This window comes from Thermus tenuipuniceus (assembly GCF_002964845.1).
Lineage (GTDB): Bacteria > Deinococcota > Deinococci > Deinococcales > Thermaceae > Thermus > Thermus tenuipuniceus.
The window spans coordinates 22,102-47,488 of record NZ_PRDA01000007.1 but is presented as its reverse complement, the minus strand read 5'-3'; the positions used below and the strand labels follow the sequence as shown (position 1 = coordinate 47,488).

General features: G+C 63.8%; 29 protein-coding genes, 2 tRNA genes and 1 pseudogene. 24 read left to right on the top strand and 8 right to left on the bottom strand.

Annotation, left to right across the window (positions count from 1 at the left end; all coding sequences use genetic code 11):
* The first annotated feature begins 27 nt into the window (after positions 1–27).
* Entirely contained in the window at positions 28–447 is a 420-nt protein-coding gene (locus C2847_RS06995; protein ID WP_105317722.1) for an OsmC family protein, read from the top strand.
* A gap of 5 nt (positions 448–452) precedes the next feature.
* Positions 453–1,211 (top strand): type III pantothenate kinase, encoded by a 759-nt coding sequence (locus C2847_RS06990; protein WP_105317721.1) that lies wholly within the window; start codon positions 453–455, stop codon positions 1,209–1,211.
* Here the strand turns inward: C2847_RS06990 and C2847_RS06985 are convergent.
* Positions 1,174–1,539, bottom strand: a complete 366-nt coding sequence (locus C2847_RS06985) for an SRA domain-containing endonuclease (protein ID WP_105317720.1) — start codon at positions 1,537–1,539, stop codon at positions 1,174–1,176. The two genes, C2847_RS06990 and C2847_RS06985, sit on opposite strands and share 38 nt — an antisense overlap.
* Before the next feature lie 65 nt (positions 1,540–1,604).
* Here C2847_RS06985 and C2847_RS06980 point away from each other — a divergent pair.
* From C2847_RS06980 to C2847_RS06910, 15 genes are all read left to right on the top strand, one after another.
* A tRNA-Asp gene (locus tag C2847_RS06980) sits at positions 1,605–1,681 on the top strand.
* Position 1,682: 1 nt separating this feature from the next.
* A tRNA-Phe gene (locus C2847_RS06975) sits at positions 1,683–1,758 on the top strand.
* Between the two features lie 667 nt (positions 1,759–2,425).
* Complete coding sequence (locus C2847_RS06970; protein ID WP_105317719.1) at positions 2,426–3,841, top strand: HD-GYP domain-containing protein; 1,416 nt, start codon at positions 2,426–2,428, stop codon at positions 3,839–3,841.
* Between the two features lie 50 nt (positions 3,842–3,891).
* On the top strand, positions 3,892–4,386 hold the full coding sequence (locus C2847_RS06965) for a DUF5317 domain-containing protein (RefSeq protein WP_105317762.1): 495 nt from the start codon (positions 3,892–3,894) through the stop codon (positions 4,384–4,386).
* A gap of 72 nt (positions 4,387–4,458) precedes the next feature.
* A complete protein-coding gene (locus tag C2847_RS06960) occupies positions 4,459–5,463 on the top strand; it encodes a homoisocitrate dehydrogenase (protein ID WP_105317718.1) in 1,005 nt (334 codons plus the stop codon).
* 190 nt (positions 5,464–5,653) lie between these two features.
* On the top strand, positions 5,654–6,787 hold the full coding sequence (gene pilM / locus C2847_RS06955) for a type IV pilus assembly protein PilM (RefSeq protein ID WP_105317717.1): 1,134 nt from the start codon (positions 5,654–5,656) through the stop codon (positions 6,785–6,787).
* Positions 6,780–7,403 carry a flagellar protein FliT gene (locus C2847_RS06950; RefSeq protein ID WP_105317716.1) on the top strand — a complete coding sequence of 208 codons (624 nt, stop codon included), beginning with the start codon at positions 6,780–6,782 and terminating at the stop codon, positions 7,401–7,403. Before pilM ends, C2847_RS06950 begins: the two co-directional genes overlap by 8 nt.
* Positions 7,393–8,016 carry a type IV pilus inner membrane component PilO gene (locus C2847_RS06945; RefSeq protein WP_105317715.1) on the top strand — a complete coding sequence of 208 codons (624 nt, stop codon included), beginning with the start codon at positions 7,393–7,395 and terminating at the stop codon, positions 8,014–8,016. The genes C2847_RS06950 and C2847_RS06945 overlap by 11 nt, the downstream gene beginning before the upstream one ends.
* On the top strand, positions 8,013–8,969 hold the full coding sequence (locus C2847_RS06940; RefSeq protein ID WP_105317714.1) for a competence protein: 957 nt from the start codon (positions 8,013–8,015) through the stop codon (positions 8,967–8,969). Before C2847_RS06945 ends, C2847_RS06940 begins: the two co-directional genes overlap by 4 nt.
* A gap of 11 nt (positions 8,970–8,980) precedes the next feature.
* Positions 8,981–11,245 carry a secretin N-terminal domain-containing protein gene (locus C2847_RS06935; protein WP_244187373.1) on the top strand — a complete coding sequence of 755 codons (2,265 nt, stop codon included), beginning with the start codon at positions 8,981–8,983 and terminating at the stop codon, positions 11,243–11,245.
* Between the two features lie 103 nt (positions 11,246–11,348).
* A complete protein-coding gene (aroC, locus tag C2847_RS06930) occupies positions 11,349–12,500 on the top strand; it encodes a chorismate synthase (protein WP_105317712.1) in 1,152 nt (383 codons plus the stop codon).
* Between the two features lie 17 nt (positions 12,501–12,517).
* Positions 12,518–13,072, top strand: a complete 555-nt coding sequence (locus C2847_RS06925; RefSeq protein ID WP_105317711.1) for a shikimate kinase — start codon at positions 12,518–12,520, stop codon at positions 13,070–13,072.
* Positions 13,050–14,108, top strand: coding sequence for a 3-dehydroquinate synthase (locus C2847_RS06920; RefSeq protein WP_105317710.1), 1,059 nt, complete (start codon positions 13,050–13,052; stop codon positions 14,106–14,108). Before C2847_RS06925 ends, C2847_RS06920 begins: the two co-directional genes overlap by 23 nt.
* Positions 14,089–14,334, top strand: coding sequence for a type II toxin-antitoxin system Phd/YefM family antitoxin (locus tag C2847_RS06915; RefSeq protein WP_105317709.1), 246 nt, complete (start codon positions 14,089–14,091; stop codon positions 14,332–14,334). The genes C2847_RS06920 and C2847_RS06915 overlap by 20 nt, the downstream gene beginning before the upstream one ends.
* On the top strand, positions 14,322–14,717 hold the full coding sequence (locus C2847_RS06910; RefSeq protein ID WP_105317708.1) for a type II toxin-antitoxin system VapC family toxin: 396 nt from the start codon (positions 14,322–14,324) through the stop codon (positions 14,715–14,717). The genes C2847_RS06915 and C2847_RS06910 overlap by 13 nt, the downstream gene beginning before the upstream one ends.
* 5 nt (positions 14,718–14,722) lie before the next feature.
* On the opposite strand, the gene rsmF is transcribed toward C2847_RS06910, so the two are convergent.
* Positions 14,723–16,090, bottom strand: coding sequence for a 16S rRNA (cytosine(1407)-C(5))-methyltransferase RsmF (rsmF, locus tag C2847_RS06905; protein ID WP_105317707.1), 1,368 nt, complete (start codon positions 16,088–16,090; stop codon positions 14,723–14,725).
* A 57-nt stretch (positions 16,091–16,147) separates the two neighbouring features.
* Here rsmF and C2847_RS12835 point away from each other — a divergent pair, with 57 nt between their 5' ends.
* Both C2847_RS12835 and C2847_RS06900 read left to right on the top strand, forming a co-directional pair.
* Positions 16,148–16,276, top strand: coding sequence for a hypothetical protein (locus tag C2847_RS12835; RefSeq protein ID WP_279627877.1), 129 nt, complete (start codon positions 16,148–16,150; stop codon positions 16,274–16,276).
* Positions 16,273–16,650 (top strand): 4'-phosphopantetheinyl transferase superfamily protein, encoded by a 378-nt coding sequence (locus C2847_RS06900; RefSeq protein WP_105317706.1) that lies wholly within the window; start codon positions 16,273–16,275, stop codon positions 16,648–16,650. Before C2847_RS12835 ends, C2847_RS06900 begins: the two co-directional genes overlap by 4 nt.
* On the opposite strand, the gene C2847_RS06895 is transcribed toward C2847_RS06900, so the two are convergent.
* Both C2847_RS06895 and C2847_RS06890 read right to left on the bottom strand, forming a co-directional pair.
* Positions 16,628–16,993, bottom strand: coding sequence for a DUF4870 domain-containing protein (locus C2847_RS06895; protein ID WP_105317705.1), 366 nt, complete (start codon positions 16,991–16,993; stop codon positions 16,628–16,630). The genes C2847_RS06900 and C2847_RS06895 overlap by 23 nt on opposite strands.
* A 43-nt stretch (positions 16,994–17,036) precedes the next feature.
* A complete protein-coding gene (locus C2847_RS06890; protein WP_105317704.1) occupies positions 17,037–17,609 on the bottom strand; it encodes a lysophospholipid acyltransferase family protein in 573 nt (190 codons plus the stop codon).
* A gap of 79 nt (positions 17,610–17,688) precedes the next feature.
* On the opposite strand from C2847_RS06890, the gene der reads away from it, so the two are divergent.
* Complete coding sequence (der, locus tag C2847_RS06885) at positions 17,689–18,987, top strand: ribosome biogenesis GTPase Der (RefSeq protein WP_105317703.1); 1,299 nt, start codon at positions 17,689–17,691, stop codon at positions 18,985–18,987.
* On the opposite strand, the gene C2847_RS06880 is transcribed toward der, so the two are convergent.
* A complete protein-coding gene (locus tag C2847_RS06880; RefSeq protein WP_105317702.1) occupies positions 18,934–19,695 on the bottom strand; it encodes an SIR2 family NAD-dependent protein deacylase in 762 nt (253 codons plus the stop codon). The two genes, der and C2847_RS06880, sit on opposite strands and share 54 nt — an antisense overlap.
* 35 nt (positions 19,696–19,730) lie before the next feature.
* On the opposite strand from C2847_RS06880, the gene C2847_RS06875 reads away from it, so the two are divergent.
* Both C2847_RS06875 and C2847_RS12580 read left to right on the top strand, forming a co-directional pair.
* Positions 19,731–21,176, top strand: a complete 1,446-nt coding sequence (locus C2847_RS06875; RefSeq protein ID WP_105317701.1) for an NAD(P)H-hydrate dehydratase — start codon at positions 19,731–19,733, stop codon at positions 21,174–21,176.
* Positions 21,177–21,908: 732 nt separating this feature from the next.
* A pseudogene (locus C2847_RS12580) lies at positions 21,909–22,252 on the top strand (transposase); the annotation flags it as partial.
* 173 nt (positions 22,253–22,425) lie between these two features.
* Here C2847_RS12580 and C2847_RS12280 read toward each other — a convergent pair.
* Positions 22,426–22,800, bottom strand: coding sequence for a hypothetical protein (locus tag C2847_RS12280; RefSeq protein WP_164835665.1), 375 nt, complete (start codon positions 22,798–22,800; stop codon positions 22,426–22,428).
* A gap of 490 nt (positions 22,801–23,290) precedes the next feature.
* On the opposite strand from C2847_RS12280, the gene thrB reads away from it, so the two are divergent.
* Positions 23,291–24,169 carry a homoserine kinase gene (gene thrB / locus C2847_RS06855; protein ID WP_105317698.1) on the top strand — a complete coding sequence of 293 codons (879 nt, stop codon included), beginning with the start codon at positions 23,291–23,293 and terminating at the stop codon, positions 24,167–24,169.
* Positions 24,154–24,894, top strand: a complete 741-nt coding sequence (locus C2847_RS06850) for a DUF4388 domain-containing protein (protein WP_105317761.1) — start codon at positions 24,154–24,156, stop codon at positions 24,892–24,894. Before thrB ends, C2847_RS06850 begins: the two co-directional genes overlap by 16 nt.
* Positions 24,895–24,959: 65 nt before the next feature.
* Here C2847_RS06850 and C2847_RS06845 read toward each other — a convergent pair whose 3' ends face one another.
* Both C2847_RS06845 and rpsT read right to left on the bottom strand, forming a co-directional pair.
* A complete protein-coding gene (locus tag C2847_RS06845) occupies positions 24,960–25,043 on the bottom strand; it encodes a 30S ribosomal protein THX (protein WP_008632889.1) in 84 nt (27 codons plus the stop codon).
* 10 nt (positions 25,044–25,053) lie between these two features.
* On the bottom strand, positions 25,054–25,347 hold the full coding sequence (gene rpsT, locus C2847_RS06840; protein WP_105317697.1) for a 30S ribosomal protein S20: 294 nt from the start codon (positions 25,345–25,347) through the stop codon (positions 25,054–25,056).
* Between the last annotated feature and the right edge of the window lie 40 nt (positions 25,348–25,387).

Below are 25,387 nucleotides of genomic sequence, written 5' to 3'. Positions count from 1 at the left end.
AGGTTAAAGCTTGATAAAATCCGGCTCATGACGAAGAGGGTCGTAATCCATCATCTGGTAGGCCACCGCTTCCTGGGAATCAACGAGCAGGGCGATAAGGTGATGATCGACGGGGATCAGCCCGCCACCGGCCCCCGTCCCATGGAGCTCCTCCTCATAGCCCTGGGAGCCTGCACCGCCTATGACGTGGTGGACATCATGAAGAAGAAAAAGCAGCCCCTGGCCCGCTACCGGGTGGAGGTGGAGGGTGTCCGGGCGGAAACCCATCCCAAGCGCTACACCCACATCACCATCACCCACATCGCCTCGGGACCTGGGGTGACGCTGGAGGCCCTCGAGCGCGCCGCCCACCTGTCCCACACCAAGTACTGCTCCGTTTCCGCCAACCTCAACGCCGAGATCGCCGTGAAGGTGGTGCTGGAACCCTGGGAAGAGGACCAAGGCTAAGCGCCATGCTCCTGGCCATCGACATCGGCAACACCTCCACGGTCCTGGGGGCCTTCTCCGGGGAGGACCTCATCGCCCACTTTCGCATCCACACCGACCGGATGCGCATGGAAAGCGAGTACCGGGTGATGCTAAGAAACCTCTTCGCCCTAGAAAACCTTCCTCCCCCCAAGGCCGCCCTCCTTTCCAGCGTGGTGCCCCCGGTGGAAAGGGAGATGAAGGAGGCCATAGAAAAGCTTTTCGGCATCAAGGCCCAGGTGGTGGATGCCGGGGCCACGGGGCTGGAGGTGTGCATAGATAACCCTAAGGAAGCCGGCACCGACCGCCTGGTAAACGCCGTGGGCGCTTTGGGCTACCCAAGCCCCACGGGCCGCTACATCGTGGTGGACTTCGGCACCGCCACCACCTTTGATCTGGTGGAGGCCCCTAACCGCTACCTGGGCGGGGCCATCACCATCGGCCCCCAGACCGCCGCCGACGCCTTGGCCGCCCGGACCGCCAAGCTTCCCCGCATAGACCTGGTCCCTCCCCCTCAGGTGGTGGGTAAAAACACCCTGGACGCCCTGCGCTCGGGCCTGGTCCTGGGCTATGCCGCCTTGGTGGAGGGCATGGTGCGCCGCTTCAAGGAAGAAGCCGGGGAGGCCCTGGTGATCGCCACTGGGGGCTTTGCGGAAACCCTACGGGATCTCTGCCCCTCCTTTGACGTGGTGGACGAGGATCTAACCCTTAAAGGCCTGCTTCGCATCCACAAGGGGTTAGGGTAAACCAGTACACCCACCGCCCCTCCTCCGGCAAAAGCACGTACCGGTGCCCTTCCACCCGGTAGCACCCTAGGTCCCGCCAAAGACCAGGCCGTTCCCGGAGGAAGACCCTTAAGGGGGTTCCCTCCCGTTGGGCCAGAAGAAGCCGCAGGTTTCCCCCAATGGGCTCCTGGTTTCCCCGCTTACCCTCGCCCTGGTAGAGGATGCGGCCATCGGGCAAGAACCCATTCCGGTACCCCGACTCCCCCCGGTCCACCAGGAGGCTACGCCTCCCAATCCCCTTCCGGGTCCGGTGGTAAGCGAAGACCTCGCTCCAGCTTAAGCTTGACACCGCCCTTTCCCCCGGCTATCATCCTAAGTGCCCGGTCGGACGCCCCCGACCCGGCAACAACCTAAGGCCCCGTGGTGTAGTCGGTTAACACACCCGCCTGTCACGTGGGAGATCGCGGGTTCGAGTCCCGTCGGGGCCGCCAGGCCGAGGTAGCTCAGTTGGTAGAGCATGCGACTGAAAATCGCAGTGTCGGCGGTTCGATTCCGCCCCTCGGCACCAGGGGAAAACCAAACTGCCCTCCCTTAGGGGCAGTTTTTCTTTACCCCATCCCGGGTCACCACCTTTGCTAGACTACCCTTGAAGGGGGTGGGAACCTGAAGCAAAGGATTTGGATTCCGGGTGGGTATTTAGGATAAAGCATTTTCGGCGCTGAAGGCATTTATTCCAAAGGTATTGCCGGTGGAATTCTGGGGTGTGCTCAAGCAGGTGCATTGGGTGGACTGTGAGGGCTTAGGCCCCGCAGTCGCCCTGTTTTTTTAGGGTTGCCATTTCCCCCAAACCCGGAAGGTTCCCCCTCATTCAACAGGGTACTACCCAGCTGCCCAGGGATGTGCTAGGCTGGGTAGTGTAAATCTGACCTACTCCCAAAAATTGTCAGGGTAAAGGCAATTTTCACCGTTCTGATACCTATTTTCCCCTCTTGACGGTATTGACAGACCCCCCTAAAGTGAAAGACAAGCAAACGGGGCCGAACCCCCGGAAGCGGAGGAAAAGGAGGGATGAAGATGAGGAAGCTGATCGCCCGCGTTTTGGTTCTCCTCGGCTCTCTGGTAGCTTTGGGACTGGCGGCTGGAGCAACCGCGCACTGGGAGTAAAAACGGCCACGGGTTGGCCGTTTTTTCCTTTTGCCCCCCCAAGGGGGCCTTATGCTATCCTTTAGGCCAGGATGCTCCGAAAGCTTCGCCGCCTGGAACTCCCCCCGCCTCGGGTTTTGGTCTTCACCCTCGCCACCTTCGCGGCCTTTTTGCTCCTGGAAGGCTACCTCATCGCCCGGCACGGGTTCCGCCTTCCCCCCCCTGGGCTAAACTGGTTCGACCTCCTCTTCTGGGCGGCCTTGGTCTTCTGGAGCGTGGGGGTACGAATTCGTCTCCCCCTCAACGCCAGCATGAGCCACCTCTTCCTCTTCGCCCTGGCCCTGGTGGTCCTGGCCCCTCCCTGGCTTGCCCCCCTCTGGGTGTTTCTCTTCCAACCCGGCGATAAAGCTTGGTACAAGCAGCTCTTCAACCGCTCCCAGGACGCCCTGGCTGCCCTGGCCGCCGCCCTGGTCTGGGGGTTCTTCCAGAGCAACCCCCTCCACCTGGGCAGCCTAGACCTAAGCGCTGGGGCGGGCATAGGCCTAGCGGCGGTGGCTCTTTTTTTCGTCAACACGGGCCTGGTCACCCTCATCATCCACCTCGCCAGCGGTACCCCCCTGCGTGAAGTCTGGAAAAAGAACTTTGGTTGGCTCGCTGCCAGCTACTTCCTCCTCTCCCCCCTGGCCCTCCTCCTGGCCCGGGCCTACGCGATGCCCCTCCTGGGCGGCTGGGGGGGCTGGACGGTCCTCCTCTTCCTGATCCCCCTCTACTACAGCCGCTTCTACTGGGACGAGAAGGTGCGCCTGGAGCAGGCCTTTGACGCCACCTTGGAGGTGCTGATGCACGCCCTCGAGGCCAAGGAGCCGGAAACCCGCATGCACTCCGAGCGCGTGGCGGACATCGCCGCCGACCTGGCCCGGGCCTACTACAAGGACGAGGCCAAGGCCATGGAGATTTACCGAGCGGCCCGCCTGCACGACATCGGCAAGATCGGCATCCCAGAAGCCCTTCTCCTCAAACCGGATAAGCTTACGCCAAGGGAGTATCAGATCGTCCAAAGCCACACCACCAAGGGGGTTGAACTCCTAAAACCCGCAGAGAAGGTAGCCTTTGGCCCCGTGGTCTACAACGTGATCCTCTACCACCACGAGCGCTGGGACGGCCGCGGCTACCCCAAGCGCCTCGCGGGGCACGAGATCCCGGAGGAGGCCCGCATCGTGGGCCTGGCCGACGCCTACGAGGCCATGACCGCAGGCCGTCCTTACCGTAAGGCCAAATCCTCGGAGGAAGCCCTTCAGGAGGTTCAGGACCTCTCCGGCATCCAGTTCGACCCTCGACTGGTGGAGCTCTTCACAGAGCTTTGGCACCAGAACCCCCTGTGGCGCGACCGCCAAGCCTACCTGGAAGCGAAGGAGGGATCGGTATTACGCTCTACCTTGCCGCAGCCCTATTCGGTCTCGGACTCGCCCTCGCCCTCGGAGCAAGACCCAAGGACCTCGGGGGAATAGAGCTGAGGGTGCCTTGGGCCTTCCTCCTGGCCGCCTTGGCAGAGGGGAGCTTGGCCTATGGCACCTACCGGGGCCTCTTCCGGCCCGAGTGGGCCGGGCCTTTGGCCAAGGCCCTGGTCCTTCTCCTGGTAGGGTACGGGCTTTACCGGAACCGGCACCTGAAAAGCCTCTACCTGGTGCTCTTGGGCCTTTTCCTGAACACCCTGGTCATCTTCGCCAATGGGGGCCATATGCCAGTAAGCCTGGACGCACTGCAAAAGGCAGGCATAGAGGGCTGGGAGGAGCTTCTAAAGACCAAGGCCGACGCCGTGCATAGCCTTTTGGATGAATCCACCCGCCTCCCCTTCCTGGGGGATGTCATCCCCCTTCCTCCCCTGCGCAAGACGGCGAGCCTGGGGGATCTCTTCATCCTGGGGGGCATCGTTGGAGTGGTGGTGGAAGGAGCCCTAAGGGCTGGGGGAAGACGGCCTTCCAGGCGTCAGGCAGCCCTGAGGGTACTGGCTTTTCTCCTGCTGGTTTGGCTTCTCCTTACCCTCCGCACCTGAGCCCAGCCTCTTCATGGCTCAGTGTAGTGTATATTCCCAAGGAGGGGGCTTACCCCTAAGTCCGGAGGCAACATGGCGTATCGCATCTGCTTGATTGAGGGCGACGGCATCGGCCACGAGGTAATCCCGGCGGCAAGGAAAGTTCTAGAGGCCACCGGTCTTCCCTTGGAGTTCGTGGAGGCAGAAGCAGGTTGGGAAACCTTTGAGCGAAGAGGGGTTTCCGTGCCCGAGGAAACCGTGGAGAAAATCCTTTCCTGCCACGCCACCCTCTTCGGGGCTGCCACCAGCCCCACGAGGAAGGTACCCGGCTTCTTCGGCGCCATCCGCTACCTCAGGCGCAAGCTGGACCTCTACGCCAACGTGCGCCCCGCCAAAAGCCGCCCTGTACCGGGAAGCCGAAGCGGGGTAGACCTTGTCATCGTGCGGGAGAACACCGAGGGGCTTTATGTGGAGCAGGAACGGCGTTACCTGGACGTGGCCATCGCCGATGCGGTGATCTCTAAAAAGGCCAGCGAGCGCATCGGACGCGTGGCCCTTAGGATCGCGGAAGGCCGCCCCCGAAAAACCCTGCACATCGCTCACAAGGCCAACGTGCTCCCTGTAACCCAAGGGCTTTTCCTGGATACGGTGCGGGAAGCGGCTAAGGATTACCCCCTGGTGAACGTCCAAGACATCATCGTGGACAACTGCGCCATGCAGCTGGTCATGCGCCCCGAACAGTTTGACGTGATCGTCACCACCAACCTTTTGGGGGATATCCTTTCCGACCTCACCGCTGGCCTGGTGGGGGGCCTGGGCCTTGCGCCTTCCGCCAACATTGGGGACACCACGGCGGTCTTTGAACCCGTGCACGGTTCCGCCCCCGACATCGCCGGCAAGGGGATCGCCAACCCAACCGCCACCATCCTGTCCGCCGCCATGATGCTGGAGTACCTGGGGGAGAAGGAAGCGGCCAAGAAGGTGGAAAAGGCCGTGGACCTGGTGCTGGAAAGGGGTCCCCACACCCCGGACCTGGGCGGGACCGCCACCACAGAAACCTTCACCAAGGCGGTGTTGGAAACGCTTAAGGCCCTCTGAGGCTTTTGCCTGAGCGCCCCTCGAGGAGAGGTCCTCGAGGGGCGTAAGGCGTTTTCTGACCGGGGCAAATAGAATACAACAAGGGATGCTGGCGAACCCTCCTGCCCCATTCCGGGCAAAACCGTGTATACTGCAAGCAGGTTCACTTATGGCTCATAGCGGCTACACTGTTCTGTGTTAAGGAGGCAACGTGCTTTCGGGTTTGAGCAAGCTATTCCAACCCCGGGTGGAGGCACTGGGCCTGGAGATTGGTGCCGCCAATCTAAAGCTGGTGGAACTCTCCGGAAATCCTCCCGCCCTCAGGGCCTTGGCCACCCGGCCCACTCCCCCGGGGATACTGGTGGAAGGGGTGATCGCCGAGCCCCAGGCCCTGGCTCAGGAACTCAAGGAACTTCTCGCCGAAGCCCGGACCAAAAAGCGCTACGTGGTGACCGCCGTGCCCAACCCCAGCGTGATCCTGCGCACCCTTCAGGTGCCCAAAATGCCCCTCAAGGAGATGGAGGAAGCGGTTCGCTGGGAAGCGGAGCGGTACATCCCCTTTCCCATTGACGAGGTGGTCCTGGACTTCGCCCCCTTAGATCCCCTGGCCGAGGTAGCTGAGGGGGAACAGGTGGAGGTGATGGTGGGGGCAGCCCGGCAGGAAGCGGTGGCCTCTTTGCTGGAAGCCCTGCGGGGAGCAGGCCTGACCCCCATCATTTTGGATGTAAAACCCTTTGCCGGGCTTTATCCCCTGGAAGCCCAGCTCAGCAGCGACCCGGAGGGGGTTTCCGTGGCGGTGGAGATCGGGGCGGAAAGCACCAGCCTGGTCCTCCTTAAGGGAAACCGCCCCTTGGCGGTGCGGATCCTCACCCTCTCCGGCAAGGACTTCACTGAAGCTATCGGGAAAAGCTTTGGCCTGGACTTCCTCACCGCCGAGGAGGTGAAGCGCACCTATGGCCTCGCCACCATCCCCACCGAGGACGAGGAGCTTCTTCTGGACTTTGACGCCGAGAGGGAACGGTACAGCCCCGCCAAAATCTACGATGCCATCCGGCCCGTCCTGGTGGAACTCACCCAGGAGATCCGCCGGAGCCTGGAGTTTTTCCGGGTACAACTGGGGGACATACAGCCGGAGGTAGGGTACCTCTATGGCGGGGGAAGCCGGCTTAGAGGCCTGTCCACCCTGCTTACCGATACCCTGGGGGTCAACTTTACTGTCCCCGACCCCTGGCAGGGCATCCAGGTGGATCCCAGACGCTTTGACCTGGAAAAGATCAAGGAGATGGGACCGGAGTTCCCGGTGCCCGTGGGCCTGGCCTTACGGGGGGTGATGCCCCTTGATTAGGCTCAACCTTCTCCCGAAGAACCTGCGCCGCCGCGTGGAGCTGGGTTGGTGGCGTCTGGCGGCAGGAGCCTTCGCCCTGCTGGTGCTTCTTCTTCTAGGCTTCCTTCACTACACAGCCTACACCGAGCTCAGCCTGGCCAAAGCGGAGCGGGACGCCCTGAGGGCCGAGGTGGAGGCCCTAAAGCCCTTCATCGCCGAACAAAACCGCCTGGTGCAGGAGAGGAAGGCCCTCGAGGCCCTCCTCGCCATCCGGGAAGGCCTTAAGAAAAACTTTATCCCTTGGTCGGACTATCTGGCCACCTTCATCCGCCAGATTCCCCAGGATGGGGGGCGGCTTCCCGTGGCCCTGCGGTCCGTGGGCGCCCGGGCCATTCCCGAAGACGAAGCCACCCAGATGGCCCAGGCGGGCACCTTTGACGGCAAGCGGGTGCGGGTGGAGTTCACCGTTCAGGGGGAAGCCCTGAACCAAAACGCCCTGGTAAGCTTCGTGCGGGCCTTTGAAACCTCGCCCCGCTTCGGCATAGAGTTCCAGGGGGCCTCCCTGGACCAGAACCGAGGACTTTACACCTTCAGCGCCCGGGTGGGCCTGGTGGGAGGTGAGGAAAGTGCTCGCTAGGCTAGGACAGCGGGAATGGGCCCTGATCGCCATCGCCCTCACCGTGGTGGTGGCCCTCCTTTGGTACTTTCTCCTCATCGCCCCCATGCGCCAGGAAACGGAAAGCGTACGCCAGGAGATCAACGCCCTTATCCCCGAGCGGGATAAGGGAAGGCAAGCCCAGCGCGCTCTGCCGGAACTTCGGGCCACTATCGCTGAGCTGCAAGCCGAGCGCCAAGCCTTTCTGAGGGCGCTTCCCAAGGAGGAACGGCTTTCCCAGGTCCTAAACGAGATCCTGACCGAGGCCATAAGGAGCGGGGTCACGGTACGCTCCTTCACCCGCTCCCCCACCTCGGCCCCGGTTCCGGAGGTGCGGGCGGTGAACCTGGCCCTTTCCCTCGAGGCGCCCTTCCCGGAAACCTACGCCTACCTGAGGCGCCTGGAGGGGCTTTCCCGCTTTAGCTCCCTTTCCGGGCTCAACCTCAGCGTCCAAGGGCAGGAGGTAAACCCCCTCCTTTCCACCAGCTTGACCCTAACCCTCTACATGCTGGCCAAGGACCTCGGCCAGCCTGAAGGCGCTACCCGGACGCAAGGAACCCCATCGCCGCTAGCAACCCAAGGAGGTGGTCGGTGAAACCCCTTCTCCCGCGCCTGGCCGAAGCCTGGCGGAACCTACCCCAGTCCACCAAGCTCCTCCTGGCGGGCCTTCTCCTGGTGAGCGCTGTGGCGCTTTGGTATGTGGGTTTCTACCTGCCAGCCCAGGCAACTATGGAGGTGCAACCCACCCCCGGCCAACCTCAGGTGCCCAGCCAGGGAGGGGAAGCCCCCAAGGCCATAGAAGCTCCCCCCATCCCACCCCTCGCCGAAACTCCTCCGCCGGGTCAAGCAGCGAAGCCTAGCCCCGAGGCTTCTCCTTCCCAGGGAGCCCCTAAGGCAGGCAAGCCCGTCTTGACCCCAGCCTTGCCCATCCCCAAAACCCAACAAGAGGCCCCGCTTCCAAACCCCTTTGTGCCCCTGGTGGTAGAGGCCCCACCTGCTCCCCCCGTACCCTCTCCTGCCCCGGCACCTAGGCCCACTCCCGTACCCACAGGGGCCCCGGTCCGGGTAACCCAGGGAACCCCCCTGCCCACCCCCAGCGTTCAAACTCCACCCCGGCCTCTCCCGGGAAGCCAAGGAGCGCTGCCCGCTCCCAAGGTGCTTACCCCCGCTTTCCAGGTGGAAACCCCCAAAGCCCAGGTGGAAACCCCACCTGTCCTCACCCCACCCGCTGGCCTTGTGGAGGCTCCTTTACCCAGGGCACCCCAAACCCCAGAGGGGGGAAAGACCGAACCTGCGCCTTCCCCCAAAACCCCCTTGCAAGCCCTGGTGGGGGAGAAAGGCATCAAGCTGGCGGGTACGCTTTTGGGCCCGGTGAGCGTGGCTATCTTGGAAACCAAGGAAGGGTACCTGGTATTGCCCGTGGGCAGCCTTCTTCCGGGCAGCGAGGCCGTGCTTCGCCGCATAGAAAGCGACCGCGTGGTGTTGGCCTTGAAGGATGAAAGCTTGGAGATTACCTTAGAAAACACGCAAGCAGGAGGTGGTCAGTGAGAACGGCACTCATGAAACTTGCGATCCCCGGCCTTTTGATCCTGGGCGTGGGGGCTCTGGCGGGAACCCTGCCCCAGGAACCCCGTTTTGATGCCAAGGTGGACCTGAAGGTTTCCGAAAGCCAGGTCCGGGCTGGGCTCACCCTTCCCCTAGATGTGGTCCTGGAAGCCCTGGCCCGGAGCGTGGGCCTTCAGCCCCTTATCTACCGGGCCTACGATGCCTCCGGCGACCCGGCCAAGGCCCAGCCCCCCTTGCCCAACATCAAGCTGGACTTCCAGGGCAAACCCTTCCGGGAGGTCTGGGACCTCCTCTTCGCCACCTACGGCACCCAGTTCAACCTGGACTACCTCCTCCTGCCTCCCGACGTGGTGGTGGTGGCCCCCACCCAGGTGATCACCGCCCTGGTGGACGCCCCAAGCCGGACAGGAGCGGCGGAGCGGAAGCCCTACCTGGTGGCCATCCCCGAGATCGCCTACCGGCGGACGGAAACCGATGCCCAGGGGCAGGCCCGCACCCTGGTGAACATAGATGGAGCCAAGGGTTGGGTGCAAAACGACCTCCTGCCCTTCCTCTCCCGGGAGGCGGCAGGGCTCAGCGTGAACTGGATCGTGGTGGAGGAAGGCGGCAAGCTCAGGGCCCTCCTCTCGGTTCTGGCCACCCCGGAACAGCACGCCCGCTTCTCCGATATTCTCCAGCGAGCGGGGATTGACTTCCGCCCCCTGCCCGCCCTCACCCTGCCCAAGCCCCGGGTGGAGCGCACCTACGCCCTCACCCACGCCACCTTCCCTGAGCTCATTGGCTTCCTGCAAAACCAGGTGCCGAACGCCCAGATCGCCGTGGTCCCCACCGATCCCAAACGGGCCCTCATCACCGCCACCGAGGAGGACCACGCCCGCCTCAGCGAACTCCTCAAGGCCGCCGATGTGCCCAAGCCCACCCCGGTGGTGCGCCGGGTCTACACCTTGCAGAACCTCACCTACCAGGAAGCCCAGGAAAGGCTTAAGCCCGTCCTGGAAAGGGAGTTGAAAGGAGCTCGCCTGGAAGGTGTCCCGGGTAACCCCAAAGCCCTTCTCCTCGAGGCCACCGAGGCCGATCATGCCCTCTTCGCCGAAATCCTCAAGGCCGCCGATGTGCCTCCCCAGGTGGCCCCGCCCCCCCAGGAGGCCACGGTGCGCAGGCTCTACCCCTTGCGCTTCGCCGACGCGGAAAAGGTAGCCCCCTTCCTGGCCCGGGAGGTGCCGGGGATCGTGGTGCAGACGGTTCCGGGGCAACCGGTCCTCTCGGTGCGGGGTACGGAAAGGCAGCTTGCCGAGGTGGAGAACCTGCTTTCCCAAATCGACCGCGCCCCGGAGCAGGGCCCGCCCCTCTTCCAGCGCGCCTACCAGCTTTCCAACGCCAAGGCCTCGGAGCTGGCCAAGGTGCTCCAGGAGGCTCTGCAAGCCCGGCAGGCCCAAGGGGCCCAGGCTCAGGCCCAGCCGCAGACCCCCCCGCGCCAGGCCACGGTGGTGGCAGACGAGCGCACCAACACCCTGATCGTCACGGGCACCCAGGAGGATCTGGCCCTGGTGGAGGGGCTCATCCCCAGGCTGGACCAGGCGGTGCCCCAGGTGAACCTGAGGGTGCGCATCCAAGAGGTGCAGTCCAACTTCACCCGCAACCTGGGCCTCAAGTGGAACACCATCGCCGGGGGGAATGTGGCGGCCAGCATCCTGGACACGGGGCTCTCCCTTATCTTTGACAGCACCCGTAGCCTGGCGGCCCTGAACATCCTGGCCACCCTCGAGGCCCTCCAGCGCCAGGGCCTCTCCCGGGCGCTAAGGGACGTGAACCAGACCGTGCTCAACAACCAGACCGCCCGCCTCCAGTCCGGCGAGACCTTCCTCATCCGCCGGGTGGTGGGGGACCGGGTGGAACGGGTGCCCTTTGACATCGGCATCATCGTGGAGGTCACCCCCCAGATCACCGCCGATGGGCAGATCCTCCTCAACATCAAAGCAGAGGTCTCGGGCAACGTGCAGCGCAACCCCGTGGACGGGGACGTGGACCGCTTCACCAAGCAGGTGGTGACCACCACCCTAAGGGTGCGGGACGGGCAGACGGTGGTCCTCGGGGGCCTTACCTCCCAGGAGAACAACCAGGTGCAGCAAGGGGTGCCCCTCCTCATGGATATCCCTTTGATAGGGGAGCTCTTCAAGCAGCGCACCCAAGAAACCACCGACCGGGAGCTTCTGGTGGTCATCACCGCCGACATCCTTAGGGAAACCGCAAGCCGCTAAGCTCCTTTGCCCCTCCCAGCCAGGGGAGGCAAGCCTGCAAAGCTGGGCTTTGCTGATCCCCTGGCTTGGGCCTATCCCAGGTCGCTTGCCCTACAATAGGCCCATGAGGTTCCTAACCGCAGGCGAGTCCCATGGCCCCGAGCTTCTCGCCATCATTGAGGGCCTGCCCGCCGGCATCCCCCTCACCGAGGAGGACATCAACCCCTGGCTGGAACGGCGCCAGAAGGGCTATGGCCGGGGAAGGCGCATGGTCATCGAAACCGACCGGGTGGAGTTCCGCGCCGGGGTGCGGGCTGGGCGCACCACCGGGGCCCCGGTGGCCCTGGCCATCCGGAACGCCGACCACCGGAACTGGGTGGAGATCATGGACCCGGCTCCGGGGAACGAGCCCCGAAAGAAGGCCCTCACCGCTGCCCGCCCCGGCCACGCCGACCTTTCGGGGGGCATCAAGTACGGCCACAAGGACCTAAGGGACGTGCTGGAAAGGGCCAGCGCCCGGGAGACCGCCATGCGGGTAGCGGTGGGGGCGGTGGCCTTGAAGCTCTTGAGCCTTCTTGGAGTTGAGGGAACAGGGTACGTGCCGGGTATGGCGGGGGTGTGGGCCCAGGTTCCCTTCTCCTGGGACCTGGTACCCCGCATAGAGGAAAGCCCCTTGCGCATGACCGATCCTGAGGCCGAGGCCGAGGTTATCCGCCGCATCGACCAGGTCAAGGCGGAAGGGGACACCCTAGGGGGGGTGATCGAGGCCCGCTTCCGGGGCTTGGTGCCAGGCCTGGGAAGCCACGTGCACTGGGACCGCAAGCTGGATGGCCGCCTGGCCCAGATGGCCCTTTCCATCCCCGCGGTCAAGGGGGTGGAGATCGGCCCCGCCTTTGAAAACGCCATGAAGCGGGGTTCGGAGGTTCACGATCCCATCCACTGGAGCCCGGAGAAGGGGTTCTACCGCACCACCAACCGGGCGGGGGGCCTCGAGGGGGGCATGACCACCGGGGAGGAACTCATCCTCAGGGCTGCCTTGAAGCCTATCGCCACCCTGATGAAACCCCTCCTCACCGTGGACGTGGTGACCCACGAGCCCGCCGATGCCGCCAGGGAGCGCTCCGACGTCACCGCCGTGCCCGCCGCCAGCGTGATCCTCTGCGCCCTCACCGCCATCGTCCTGGCCCAGGCTTACCTGGAGAAGTTCGGCGGGGACACCCTGGAGGAGATACAGGAACGGGTGGAGCGGTACAAGGCTCGGGTCCTAACCTACTAAAGGCGTAGGATGGCTCCATGACCCGCCTGGAGATTCCCCGCCCCGCCACCTTCATCAGCCTCACCGGCTTCATGGGGGTGGGGAAAAGCCGCATTGGCCGGGAGCTCTCCCGAGCCCTTCTGCTCCACTTCATCGACCTGGACCGCTACATCGAGCGCCGCACCGGCCTCTCCATCCCCGACGTCTTCCGCCACCTGGGGGAGGAGGCCTTCCGGCGTATGGAAAAGGAGGCGGTACGGGAGCTCATCGCCAAGGACTTCCTGGTCCTCTCCCTGGGCGGGGGCACCTTCGTGGACTCGGAAAACCGGGCCCTGCTCCTGCAGCGGGGCCCCGTAGTGGCCCTCTGGGCTAGCCCGGAAACCATCCTGGAACGGGCTACCCGCAAGCCGGGGGAAAGGCCCCTTTTGCAGGTGGAAAACCCCCTGGAGCGCATAAGAACCCTCCTCGAGGCCCGCAGGCCCATCTACCAGGAGGCCCACGTGCACGTCTCCACCGACGGAAGGAAGGTGGAGGAAGTGGTGGAGGAAATCGTAGAAAAGCTCTGGCGCTATGCAGAGGCTAAACGTCCGTAGCCCCTCTTCCTACCCCATCGTGATCGGCGAGGGGGTACTCGCCCAGGTAGCGGTACCAGAAGGCCCCACGGCTCTCCTCTACGACCGTAAGGTGGAGGGCTTCGCCCTGGAGGTGGCGAAGGCCCTAAGAACGCCTCATCGCCTGGGACTGGATGGGGGGGAAGGGGTGAAGACCTTAGAGGTCTATGGCCAGGTCCTCTCCTTCCTGGCGGAGAAGGGCCTACCCCGGAACACCACCTTGCTGGTGGTGGGGGGAGGGACCCTCACTGACCTGGGGGGGTTTGTGGCCGCCACCTACCTCCGGGGAATCCCCTACCTCTCCTTCCCCACCACCACGCTGAGCGTGGTGGACGCCAGCGTGGGGGGCAAAACCGGCCTCAACCTCCCCCAGGGGAAGAACCTGGTGGGAAGCTTTCACTTCCCCCAAGGGGTCTATGCGGAGCTCAGAGCCCTCAAGACCCTTCCCCCCTTCACCTTCAAGGAGGGCCTGGTGGAGGCCTTCAAGCACGGGATCATCTCCGGAGAGGAAGGGCTTTTAGAGGTGGAGGACCTCACCCCGGAAAGCCCCCGCCTCGAGGCCTACCTGGCCCAGGCGGTGGCGGTGAAGGTGAGGATCACCGAGCAGGACCCCACGGAAAAGGGGGAAAGGAGGCTATTAAACCTGGGCCACACCCTGGGGCACGCCCTGGAGGCCTACACCCACCACGCCCTGCCCCACGGGGCGGCGGTGGCCTATGGCCTCCTCTACGCCGCCCTTTTGGGCAGGCTCCTGGGGGGCGAGGACCTCACCCCCCTGGTCCTCCGCCTCCTGAGGTGGCTTTCTCCCCCTCCCCTCCCCCGGGTTTCCTGGGAGGACCTCCTTCCCTACCTGCAAAGGGACAAAAAGAAGCTCTCCCAAAGCCTCCACTGGGTGGTGCCCCTGGGCCTGGGGAACCTCACGGTGAAGCCCCTTCCGGAAGCAACCCTAAGGGAGACCTTCGGCCTTTGGCGGGAGGTCCTCGAGGGGCTTGCTTCTTTTGACCAGCAGAAGTGTTAGTCTAAGGGTAAGTGTACATGAGGCTAAGGCCAAGCTCTCCGAACTCCTCGAGGCGGCACGCCGGGGGGAGGAGATCGTCATCACCCGTTACGGCCGCCCCTTGGCCCGCCTGAGCCCCTGGGAGGAAGGGGTACGACTAGGCACCTTACGGCATCTGGGCCCTGTGGATTGGGAAGCCTTCCACGCCCCCTTACCGGAGGAGGAGCTAAGGGCATGGGAAGGTTGAGGCTCCTCCTGGACACCCACACCCTCCTCTACGCTTTAGTGGAACCAGAGCACCTTTCCCCTCACGCCAGGAGCCTGCTGGAAGACCCGCAGAACACCCGCCTGGTAAGCGCGGCTTCCCTATGGGAAATAGCCATCAAATCCCGGCTAGGCCGGTTTCCCCAGGGCGAGGCCGTGCTATCTGCCTATCCCGGTTGGCTGGAACCCCTGAAAGCCCAGGAGCTCCCCATAAGGGGCCCTCACGCCCTCCTAGCCCATTCCCTACCCGGAAACCACCGGGACCCCTTTGACCGCATGTTGGTAGCCCAAAGCCTCTTGGAAAGGGCACTCCTTGTATCCCATGACGAAGCCCTGAAGAGCCTGGGTGCTGCCATCGTATGGTGAGAGGCCTAAAGCCCTACCCCCACTGGCCGGAGCACCCCGGCCTTGGCCTTGCCGAAATCCAAGGGAAACTCCCCTACCTCCGTCCTCAGGACCAGAAGGGCTAGCGGAAGGTCCTCCCCTTCCCACGCCACGCCTGCCCCCGTGGCCAGGGCTAAGGCTCGGGAGTCTTCCGGGGGGAAGGCCACCCGGGGAAGAGGGGGCCAGGGAAGGGTGGCCCCGAAGGCCAGGGCCAGGGTCTTGGCCGGGCGGAAGCGGCCCTTTTGCACCTGGCCCAGGTAAAGCCCGGGGGCTGGGGCCTTGAGGCCGGCCAAGGAGGGAAGCTCCTCCGGAACCAGGTAAAGGTGGCCTGAGCGCTCCCAGATGGGGCCTTCCAGGTCCAAGCCCGCTTCCTCCAGAAAGTTCGCAAGGGCCTTCCGGGCCTCCTGGCTCAAGGGGGGGATGCGTTCCTTAGGTGGCGTGCCCCAGCTACCCCCCTCCTTGCGGAAGCGGGCCAGGAAGTGCCCCTCCCCCTCGAGGCGGTGAGGCCAGAGGCGAGCGGTCTTCCTGAGCTCGGGGTTTCCATCCCCCCACTCCGGAACCCCAGGAGCAAACAGGGGATGGTAGCGGGCATCCTCCAAGTAGAACTCCGGATGCTCCCTTAGGAAGTGGGCCACCACCCCCTCGTTCTCCTCCGGGGCGAAGGTACAGGTGGAGTAGACCAAAACCCCTTCCGGCCCCAAAAGCCTTGCCGCCTGGGAGAGAAGCCCCTTTTGCACCTCGGAAGCTCTCTTAGGGGCCCCAGGACCCCAGTGGCGGATGGCCTCGGGGTCCTTGCGGAACATTCCCTCCCCGGAGCAGGGAGCGTCCAGGAGAACCCGGTGAAAGTACGGGCCAAAGGCCTCCGCGAGGGATCGGGGCGGGGCCTGCACCACGGCGAGCCTGCCCCCCCAGCGCTCCACGTTTTCCAAAAGACCCCGGATTCTCTTGCCGTCCACCTCGTTGGCCAAAAGAAGGCCCCTTCCCCCCATGCGGGCCAGAAGGTGGGTGGTCTTCCCCCCGGGGGCCGCCGCCAGGTCCAAAACCCGCTCTCCGGGTTGAGGGTCCAATAGCACCCCCACCGCCTGGGCGCTCGGCTCCTGGATGTAGTAAAGCCCGGCGTAGAAGAAGGGGTGGGGCCCCGGCCGGGCCTCCTTTGGGTAGTAGAACCCTTCCGGACACCACGGGATGGGCCTCAAGGGCCAGGGGGCGATCCTTGTAAAGTCTTCCGGCGTTATCTTCAGGGTGTTCACCCTAAGGCCATAGCTTCTTTCCCCTTCCGTAAGGGATCTGAGGAAAAGGGGAAACTCCTCCCCCAAAAGCTCCGCCATGCGGGAGAGGAAGGCCTTGGGCAACACCCGAGTACCCTAGCACGAAAAAACCTCTGGCTCAAGGAGCCGGGCTAAAATGGCCCCATGGATCCTGTGGCGGAAAGGCTTGCCCCCAGGGCCTACCTGGCCCTCAAGGGAAAGAAGTGCCCAAGGTACCGGGAAGGCCAGCTCTTGGCCATGACGGGGGACCATCAGGAACCTCACCTCCCATGATTCAAGCCATCGGTACCGATTTGGTGGAAATCGACCGGGTGCGAAGGCTCCTCAAAAAGCACGGGGGAAAAGCCCTAAAAAGGCTTTTCACCGAGGAGGAGTTAACCTATGCCCTTCGCCACCAGGACCCCGTCCCCAGCCTTGCCGCCCGGATCGCCGCCAAGGAAGCCTTCCAGAAATGCTGGCCCGAAAGCCTCTCCTGGAAGGAGGTCTGGGTGGGGATGGAGGGGAGGAAACCGGTGTTGCGCTTTGCCCCAAAGGTAAGGGCCCGCCTCGAGGCGGAAGGCCTCATGGCCCACCTCTCCCTAAGCCACGAGAAGGGCCACGCCCTGGCGGTGGTGGTGCTGGAGTTCAGGGAACCAAGCGCAGGATAAGGGCGTAGTTGTAGGTTCCTCCCCTGCCGGCTGCCAAGGCTCCCTGGACCATGTTCCAAAGGACCAGGATCACCAGGGCAAAGGCCAGGGGAACCGCCACCACCAACCCTACCACAGTCACCGCCAGAAGAAGGAGGGCCAAGCCGTAGAGGGTGTAGCTGATCTGGCCGTTTAGGGACTCCTTGGCGTGAGCCTGGACAAAAGCGCTTTTCGGACCCCAAAGCAGGATGGCCAAGGGCAGAAGGATCTGACCTATAAGGATGAAGTACCCCACCAGGGGAGCCAGGTGGGCCACCGCCGCCCAGGTCCGGTCCGCATCCGTCAAAGGGGTGGGTTGTTCCATAAAGCAAGTTTATCAAGAAGGTGGGCCAGAGGCTAGCTTCTGCCTAGGCCACCTCCTCCACTTCCTCGCGGATGCGGATAGGCCCTTGTTTCCCGGGCCTCAAACCCACCTTGTCCTGGTAAAAGGCCCGGATGACCTCAAAATCCCGCTTGATGTCTCCGGTAGGCCAGAGGTATCCCCCGATCCCCACCTCTTTTTTCCGGAAGTCCACGTAACCGAGGGCAATGGGCACCCCGGCCTTCAGGGCCATGTAGTAAAAGCCGCTCCGCCAGTAAGGCGCCTTCCCCCGGGTGCCCTCCGGGGTGATGAGGATGGCCATCTCCTCCTCCCGCTGGAAAACCTCCGCCATGCTGTCCACCAGGTTGTTCCGGCGGGAGCGGTCCACGGGAATGCCCCCAAGAAGCCGCAAAAACCAGCCCAAGGGAGGGCGGAAAAGCTCCTTCTTCCCCAGCCAACGGGCGCGAATCCTCAGGGCCCATAGGGCGAGGATGCCCACCAGAAAGTCCCAGTTGGAGGTGTGGGGGGCACCGATCAGGACGTACTTCCGGCTGGGAGGCGGCGGCATGTGGTACCGCCACCCCAAAGACCGTAAGAGGAAGCCTGCAAGCTTCTGCATACCCCGAAAGTATACCCCCTGTGCTACACTGATTAAAGGCGGGGTGGGGGCTTCCCCACCCCAGTTTGCTGGGGTGAGGATGCATAAGGTAGTCATCGTAGGCCGGCCCAACGTGGGCAAGTCCAGCCTCTTCAACCGCCTCCTGGGGAAAAGGAGCGCGGTGGTGGCCGATGTGCCCGGGGTTACCCGCGACCTCAAGGAGGGGGTGGTGGAAAGCGAGAAGGGTCGCTTCCTCCTGGTGGACACCGGGGGGCTTTGGTCGGGGGACCGCTGGGAAAAGAAGATACAGGAGAAGGTGGACCAGGCGTTGGAGGATGCCGAAGTGATCCTCTTTGCCGTGGACGGCCGCGCCGAGCTCACCCAGGCGGACTATGAGGTGGCGGAGCACCTGCGGAAGAAGGGGAAGCCCGTGATCCTGGTGGCCACCAAGGTGGACGACCCCAAGCACGAGCCCTACCTGGGCCCCCTTTACGCCCTGGGCTTTGGCGACCCCATCCCCACCTCCAGCGAGCACGCCCGGGGCCTCGAGGACCTCTTGGAGGCCATTTGGCAGAAGCTCCCCGTGCGGCACATTGAATCCGAGCCCGAGGTGGCGGCCATCCGGCTCGCCATCGTGGGCCGACCCAACGCCGGAAAGAGCAGCCTCCTGAACGCCATCCTGGGGGAGGAACGGGTCATCGTCTCCGAGGAGCCCGGCACCACCCGGGACGCCATCGACGTGGCCTTTTCCTTCCGCGGCCAGGACTTCGTCCTGGTGGACACCGCGGGCATCCGCAAGCGCCCGGAAACCCTGGTGGAGGAACTGGCCATAAGGCGGAGTCTGAAGGCCATCGAGGAAGCGGACGTGGTCCTCCTGGTGGTGGACCCCTTCCAGGTGGGGGACCGGGAGCTTAAACTGGCCAACCATGCCCTGGAAATGGGTAAGCCCGTGCTCCTGGTCATCACCAAGTGGGACCTGGTAAGGAAGGAGGAGGCTCCCAAGGTGCGCCGGGAGCTCAAGGAAAAGCTTGCGCACCTGGAGCACCTGCCCAAGGTGTACACCTCGGCCATCACCAGGCAAAACCTGGACAAGCTCTTCAGCGAGGCGGTGCGGCTTTACGAGCTCAACCACACCCGCATCCCCACCGCTGAACTCAACCGCTGGCTTGCCGTGTGGACGGCAAGGGTGCAGCTTCCCAACTTCAAAGGCAAACCCTTGAAGATCCTCTACGCCACCCAGCCCGAGGTGGCTCCGCCCACCTTCGTCTTCTTTGTGAACCACCCCGAGTTCGTGACCCGGGCCTTCGAAAACTACCTCAAAAACCGCATCGGCGAGGACCTGGGCCTAAGGGAAGTGCCCTTCCGCCTGGTCTTCCGCGGGCGGCGGGAAGAGGGCTAGGCCCTCCACCGCCCCCATGCGCAAGGAGAGGTGGGCCAAAGGGGTAAGAGGGGTGGGTTCGGGGTTGATCTCGATCAGATAGCCCCCCCCTGCGAAGGCAATGCGCCCCAGGGAGGCCGCGGGTTCCACCTCGGCGCTGGTGCCCACCACCAAGGCCACATCCGCCTCAGCGAAGGCCTTTTCCGACTTTTCCCACGCGCCCTCGGGCAAGAGTTCGCCGAACCAGACCACGTCAGGCCGGGCCCTATGCCCACAAAGGGGACAGAAGGGCGGAGGGGTGAAAGGATCGGGAAGCAAGAACCGATGCCCGCACGCCTCACAGCGGGCCCGCAGGATGTTTCCGTGGAGCTCCACCAGGTTCCGGCTCCCCGCCCGGGCGTGGAGGCCGTCCACGTTCTGGGTGACCAGGAGGAAAGCCCCACCCCGGGAGAGGACCTCCTCTTCCAGGCGCACCAGGGCCAGATGGGCCGGGTTGGGCCGGGCCTCCAGCACCTTGGCAATGCGCCAGGCGTACCAGGCCCAGACCCCTTGCGGGTCCCTGGCGTAGGCCTCAGGGGTGGCGTAGTCCAGGGGGTTGAAGTCCCGCCAAAGCCCCTCCGCATCCCGGAAGGTGGGGATGCCCGAGGGCTTGGAGATGCCGGCCCCGGTCAGGACCGCTACCCTCTGGGCGGCTTTGAGCCTCTCTCTTGCCTCCTCTAGACCCTCCATACGGCCATGGTAATCCCAGGGATATCCTGGAAGCCATGAGGCTCTTCACCCCTGAGGCCATGCGGGAAGCCGACCAGAAGGCGGCGGAGATGGGCTACCCCAGCCTCCTCCTCATGGAGTGGGCGGGGATGAAGGCGGCACGGGTCTACTGGGAGCTTTTCAGCCACCGTCCCGCCGTAGTTCTGGCGGGCAAGGGGAACAACGGCGGGGACGGCCTGGTCCTGGCCCGGCACCTCCTCCTGGAAGGGGTGGCGGTGCGGGTCTATGCTGCCGAAGGCCAGGAGGGGGACGCCCTTCTAGCCCGGGAGGCCCTCGAGGCCCACGGCCTGGAGATCCGCCCCCTCGAGGAAGCCATCTGGAACCGGGAGGAAGTGCTGGTGGATGCCCTCTTCGGCACCGGGTTGAAAGGCCCCTTAGAGGGTTTCCATGCGGGTTTGGTGGAACGGATGAACGCCTCCGGGCTTCCCATCCTGGCCCTGGACCTGCCCTCGGGCCTGCCCTTCTCCCCCCACGTGCGGGCCATGGCCACCGTGGCCTTCGCCGCCTTCAAAACACCTCATCTCCTCCACCGGGAAGCCTGCGGAAGACTCTTCCTGGCGGACATCGGCCTGCCCAAAGTCCTCTTGGAACGGGAGGATCTTCCCGAGATCGCCACGCCGGAAGGGCTTCTGCCCCTCCTGCCCAAGCGGCCCCTCACGGCCCACAAGGGAAGCGTGGGCCGGGTAGGGGTTTTGGGAGGGTTTAGGGGGGAGGGGCTTCGCTACGCCGGGGCCCCGGTGCTTTCCGCCCTGGGAGCCTACCGCATGGGGGCGGGGCTGGTGCACCTGGTGGTGCCGGAAGGCACCCCCTTGGAGCCCCTGGAGGCCGTCTTCCATCCCGTGGAGGCCCCCGCCCTTCCCCCCATGCGGGTGGAGGCCCTAGCAGTGGGGATGGGCGGGGGGGCCTGGGGGCAGGACTGGGCCCTGAAGGCCTTGGAAGCCCGGCTCCCCACGGTGCTGGATGCGGACGCCTTGCACCCCGAGGTCCTCGAGGCCTACCGCCGGGCCGGGGTGAGGGCTGTCCTCACCCCCCACGCAGGGGAAGCAGGAAGGCTTTTGGGCAAGAGCCCCGAAGAGGTCGCCCAGAACCCCCTGGCCTCAGCCCAGGCCCTGGCGGAGGCCACGGGGCAGGTGGTGGTCCTCAAGGGAAACCCCACGGTGGTGGCGGAAGGTGGCCGCCTCTCCGTAAACCCCACGGGCAACCCCGCCCTAGCCACGGGGGGGACGGGGGATGTGCTTTCCGGGGCCATCGCTACCCTTTTGGCGGCGGGCCTTTCCCCCTTTGACGCCGCCCGGCTTGGGGTTTACCTCCACGGCCTGGCGGGGGACCTCCTGGCGGAGGAAAAAGGCGTCGGCCTCCTAGCCCGGGAGGTGGCCGAGGCCCTGCCCAAGGCACGCAAAGTCCTGACCTCTGGCCAAGAAGGAGCCTTGACCTTCATCTAGAGGACTGAAAATAGGCTGCCATCATGGCTCCAAGAAGAGCACTGCCATAAGCTAGCCCAAGACGCCTGTAGGCCAACCAAAGGCCAAAAAATAGAGCGACTACCACAAAAATATCTCCGGACCTAGACCAGCCGTTGCAAAAGTTGTAAAAGACATCTAACCAGAGCTTAAAATGCAAAGCCGCCAAAAAGCTGTGGAACACAACGTCTAGGATGACATTGTCTAGATTACGAAGCTTGTCTACTAACGAGCGCGATGTGTTTGGTATTTTTCCCCTGCCTACACAAGCTGCGCCCGTCAGCTACTGGCCATAGAATATGCGATATAAGCCACAGCCACAAGGGCACACGTATAGGACAAGCCCACAGAGCGATAGGTTAGCCAAACCATTAAGGCCAAAGCGAAGGCCACAAAGGCGTCGTTTGCAGAAAACGTTCCACCTCTCCAATGCGTAAAAACGCTGTGAGCAAGCCTAAAGAAGGCGATAGGAAACAAGATATACCAACCCGCTAGCGCAACCTCCCTTAGATGCCTGTTTAACGCACGCAATATGTCCGACATCTCTCCTCCTGCCTTGGAAAGCATTCGTTTACCCAACCAAAAGCTGTGCAAACGAATACTGTAGCCATACAAGGGAAAGGATACCTCAAAACTTGCACCTATTCACCCCACGCATACCCATGCACCTGGGGGACCACTTGAAAAGGGCCGCCGGGTTCCCTTCGGATGAAGAAAGCGCTTCTCCTCCTCCTTCTCACCGGCCACGGCAAGGCCAGGCCCCAGCACAGCAAAACCAAATCCCCCTCCACCCTCTCCCGCTTCCTCAACCGCTACCCCTGGCCCACCCGCGCCCTCCTTCGCCTGACTCGCAACAAGGCCCAGGAAGCCCTCCACCAGACCAGGCCCAAGCGGGGGCCCAAGCCCAGGCTCCTCTGGTGGTGCTCTACCTGGTCCTGGGGGACCTGCGTATCCCTTGGGCCTACCGGGTGTGGCGGGGGAAGGGAGAGAAGGCCCTTTCCCTCCTCCCCCTGCGTCTTTTGGCCTCCCCGCTCCCCTGGATGCGCAAGTCCTTCCGCGGGGGGAGGGGAGGTTTCCTGGTGGGAAGCTGGACGGGAGGCGGCGCGGTCGCTTTTGCCGGAGGTGGTCTTGCGGGTCCTCATGGCCGAGCTTGGGGCCTTGGACCGCCGGCCTCCCCCTTTGGGGGAAAGGCAGTGTTTATGCAGGGTATTCAGGAGGTGCAAGTTTTGAGTTATCCTTTTTGTGTCCCCTTACCGGGCCACAAGCGCCTTGGACGCCCTAGGAGAATGACAGTGAGGGCGAAGCCGAGAAAGGCTGGTTCTTTAAGAAAGCTATCAAGAATATTCGTAATCCAGACGGGTTTCCAAAGGAGTAGCGCGAGAAAGAGGAGCCCAGCCAAAGCAGCACCAAATAGGATCTCGCGAGGAGAGGCCACCCAAGCCACCTCACCGTAAAGGGCGTAGTCCAAGGCCATTCCTAACAGAACACCCAAAAGGAACGCCCCCACGAAGCCCAGAGGCACTTGCCCAGCGATAATGGCCGCTAAAGCCAGGAGGGCCACTAGGAAGAAAACGACCCTCTTTACAAAAGCTCTTGTTGTAAACATCCTACACCCCCTTACCTACACTGATTACCTACACTGACACTGCCAGTTGCAGTATTCGTGACACACGGGCACCGAAATAACCCTGCAAACCATCTCGTATCGGGGCGGCAAAGGCTCACACACTTGCTTGCTGACGTAGGAACACGACGTGCGGCATAACCAAAGGCATACCCTGTTACAGCCTGAACCCCCTCTGCCCCCACCCCCATTTCCCGGGTCCAAGCACGCCTCAGGCCCACAAAGGGGGGTAAAACCACCCTTGGGGTCCGAGTGGATGCTGTCCTGGGAAACCACGACCACACAAGCTCCTCCTAAAGCTTTAGGCGGGATCTCTTGAGCGTACACCCATCCTCAGTAAGCCACCACCACAAGCGCTACTAGAGGTGTCAGCTTTATTATAGCACCTCCACCCCTAAGATAGGGCTTCTTCTTCTTCTTCTTGTCAATACCCCAGGAAAGCCCTTGGTATGCTGGGGGCGGTGTAAGCCGTATGGAAGGTAAAGCCCGCCTCTATGTCCCCGCCACCCTGGCCAACTTGGGCTCGGGGTTTGACGCTTTGGGGGTGGCCTTGGACCTCTACCTGGAGGTAGAGGCCGAGCCCGCGGGGGAAGATGCCTTCCTCTACGAGGGAGAAGGCCAGGTGGAGGGGACGGACAACCTAATCCACCAGGGCTACCGGGCAGGGATGCGGGCTTTAGGCCTGCATCCTGAACCCCTCCTCATCCGGGCCTTCAACCCCATCCCCCTGGCCCGGGGAATGGGAAGCTCTTCCGCCGCCTTGGTGGCTGGGGTAGCGTTGGCAAACCAGTACTCCGGGGGAAAGCTGGGAGGCGAAGGGGTTTTCCAGGTGGCCGCCAGCTTGGAAGGCCACCCCGACAATGTGGCTCCGGCGGTTTACGGGGGGTTCGTGGCCGCCCTGGCCGATCCCCCCCTGGCCATCCCCCTTCCCAGGCCCCAAGGGGTCTACTTCGTATTGGCCGTACCCCCTTACGAAGTGCCCACCCCCCTGGCCCGGGCGGCCTTGCCCGAGAAGGTTCCCTTAAAGGATGCGGTGTTCAATCTGGCCCGCAGTGCCCTTTGGCCTGCTGCCCTCTACTCAGGAAGGCTCGAGGCCCTACGGGAAGCCTGCCGGGATCGCCTCCACCAGCCCCATCGCGCCCACTTGATGCCGGGGATGCTGGAGGCCATAGAAGCTGCCCTCGAGGCGGGAGCCCTGGCAGCCTTCGTGGGGGGGGCAGGTCCCACCGTGGCCGCCTTGTCCCGGGAGGATACGCTGGAGGAGGTAGCGAAGGCCCTGGAGGGCTACCGGGGCGAGGGGCGTACCCTAATCTTGGGTATAGGGGAGGGATACTTCTGGAAGGAAACCTGAACGCCATCCCCCTTGTGGAGCTTTTGGAGCTGATCCACGGCCACCGGCGCTCCGGTGTCCTGGAGCTCTCCGTGGGCTCCCTGCCCCTTTCCCTGCGCTTCGCCGGGGGGGAAGTGGTGGGGGCGGCCATTCTGGACTGGGAAGGCCTCGAGGCCCTCTTCAGCTTCCCCCTGCATCCCCAGGAGGGGGTTTTCCGCTTCGGGGTAACCCCGCCCGCTGCGGACCAACCCCTCATGCCCTTCTCCACCCTCTTAGGGGAGTGGGCCCGGGTCAACGACGAATGGGACCGGTTCCGCACCCTGGTGGACTCGCCCAGCCGGGTCCTCGAGGCCATCCGGCCCAAGCCTCCCTACGAGGTCTTCCAGGGGGGGAGAAGCGTCCGGGCGGCCGCCAAGGCCTGGGGCGTGCCCCTCCTTATCGCCATGGAACGGGCCTACATGGGGGTAAGGGAAGGGGACCTTTACCCCCTTCGCCGCTATGCCTGGTACGCCCTAAGGATCAAGTACCAGGGAAGGAAGGGTAAGACCCTGGAGGAGTTCGGCCAGCTTCAGGCCCTCCTGGACGGCACCCACAACCTAGGGGAAGTGATCGCCTCGGGGGTACCCATCGGCCTGGTGCGCCGGTACCTGGTGCAGGCCCTAGCCTCAGGAGAACTCGCCCCCCCGGGCCGGGGCTGGCTCCTGAGGGACCTTACCTGGGAGATGGAAAAAGAGGAGAGCACCTAGAGGAAACCCCCTAGGCCTCCGGCCTCCAAGGATCCCACCCCTTGGCTTTGCCCAAGGGGGTGGTCCTACTTCTTCTTGCGCGGGCGGTACTTGCCGTAAGTGCCCCGCCAGATCTTGCCCCTGCGGGTGCGACGGTCGCCCTTACCCATGCCCTCCCCCCTAGGCGCTCACCGTGGAAAGGTACTTCTGCACCTTGCGCATCAGCCGGGACTTTCTGCGGGCGGCAGCGTTCTTGTGCAAGGTAGAGCCCTTGGCCGCCTTATCGATCAGGCTTTGCGCCATGCGCATGATCTTCAAGGCTTCCTCGGCCTTGCCCTCCTGGGCCAGAAGCACGGCCTTCTTGCTCAAGGTCTTGATGGCCGACTTCTTAGCCTTGTTGCGAAGCCTGCGCTTCAAAGACTGCCGGTGCCGCTTAAGAGCGGAAAGGTTCCTCTTGGGCTTTTTCTGCGCCATCGTTCTCCCCTCGTGCCCCTTAGGGGCAGACCAAGCCTAA

Coding starts and splice junctions, on each gene's coding strand:
- C2847_RS06995 (WP_105317722.1), top strand. CDS start 28: ATGACGAAGAGGGTCGTAATCCATCATCTGGTAGGCCACCGCTTCCTG.
- C2847_RS06990 (WP_105317721.1), top strand. CDS start 453: ATGCTCCTGGCCATCGACATCGGCAACACCTCCACGGTCCTGGGGGCC.
- C2847_RS06970 (WP_105317719.1), top strand. CDS start 2,426: ATGCTCCGAAAGCTTCGCCGCCTGGAACTCCCCCCGCCTCGGGTTTTG.
- C2847_RS06960 (WP_105317718.1), top strand. CDS start 4,459: ATGGCGTATCGCATCTGCTTGATTGAGGGCGACGGCATCGGCCACGAG.
- C2847_RS06935 (WP_244187373.1), top strand. CDS start 8,981: ATGAAACTTGCGATCCCCGGCCTTTTGATCCTGGGCGTGGGGGCTCTG.
- aroC (WP_105317712.1), top strand. CDS start 11,349: ATGAGGTTCCTAACCGCAGGCGAGTCCCATGGCCCCGAGCTTCTCGCC.
- C2847_RS06925 (WP_105317711.1), top strand. CDS start 12,518: ATGACCCGCCTGGAGATTCCCCGCCCCGCCACCTTCATCAGCCTCACC.
- C2847_RS06920 (WP_105317710.1), top strand. CDS start 13,050: ATGCAGAGGCTAAACGTCCGTAGCCCCTCTTCCTACCCCATCGTGATC.
- C2847_RS06910 (WP_105317708.1), top strand. CDS start 14,322: ATGGGAAGGTTGAGGCTCCTCCTGGACACCCACACCCTCCTCTACGCT.
- C2847_RS12835 (WP_279627877.1), top strand. CDS start 16,148: ATGGATCCTGTGGCGGAAAGGCTTGCCCCCAGGGCCTACCTGGCCCTC.
- C2847_RS06900 (WP_105317706.1), top strand. CDS start 16,273: ATGATTCAAGCCATCGGTACCGATTTGGTGGAAATCGACCGGGTGCGA.
- C2847_RS06895 (WP_105317705.1), bottom strand. CDS start 16,993: ATGGAACAACCCACCCCTTTGACGGATGCGGACCGGACCTGGGCGGCG.
- C2847_RS06890 (WP_105317704.1), bottom strand. CDS start 17,609: ATGCAGAAGCTTGCAGGCTTCCTCTTACGGTCTTTGGGGTGGCGGTAC.
- der (WP_105317703.1), top strand. CDS start 17,689: ATGCATAAGGTAGTCATCGTAGGCCGGCCCAACGTGGGCAAGTCCAGC.
- C2847_RS06880 (WP_105317702.1), bottom strand. CDS start 19,695: ATGGAGGGTCTAGAGGAGGCAAGAGAGAGGCTCAAAGCCGCCCAGAGG.
- C2847_RS06875 (WP_105317701.1), top strand. CDS start 19,731: ATGAGGCTCTTCACCCCTGAGGCCATGCGGGAAGCCGACCAGAAGGCG.
- C2847_RS12280 (WP_164835665.1), bottom strand. CDS start 22,800: ATGTTTACAACAAGAGCTTTTGTAAAGAGGGTCGTTTTCTTCCTAGTG.
- thrB (WP_105317698.1), top strand. CDS start 23,291: ATGGAAGGTAAAGCCCGCCTCTATGTCCCCGCCACCCTGGCCAACTTG.
- C2847_RS06845 (WP_008632889.1), bottom strand. CDS start 25,043: ATGGGTAAGGGCGACCGTCGCACCCGCAGGGGCAAGATCTGGCGGGGC.
- rpsT (WP_105317697.1), bottom strand. CDS start 25,347: ATGGCGCAGAAAAAGCCCAAGAGGAACCTTTCCGCTCTTAAGCGGCAC.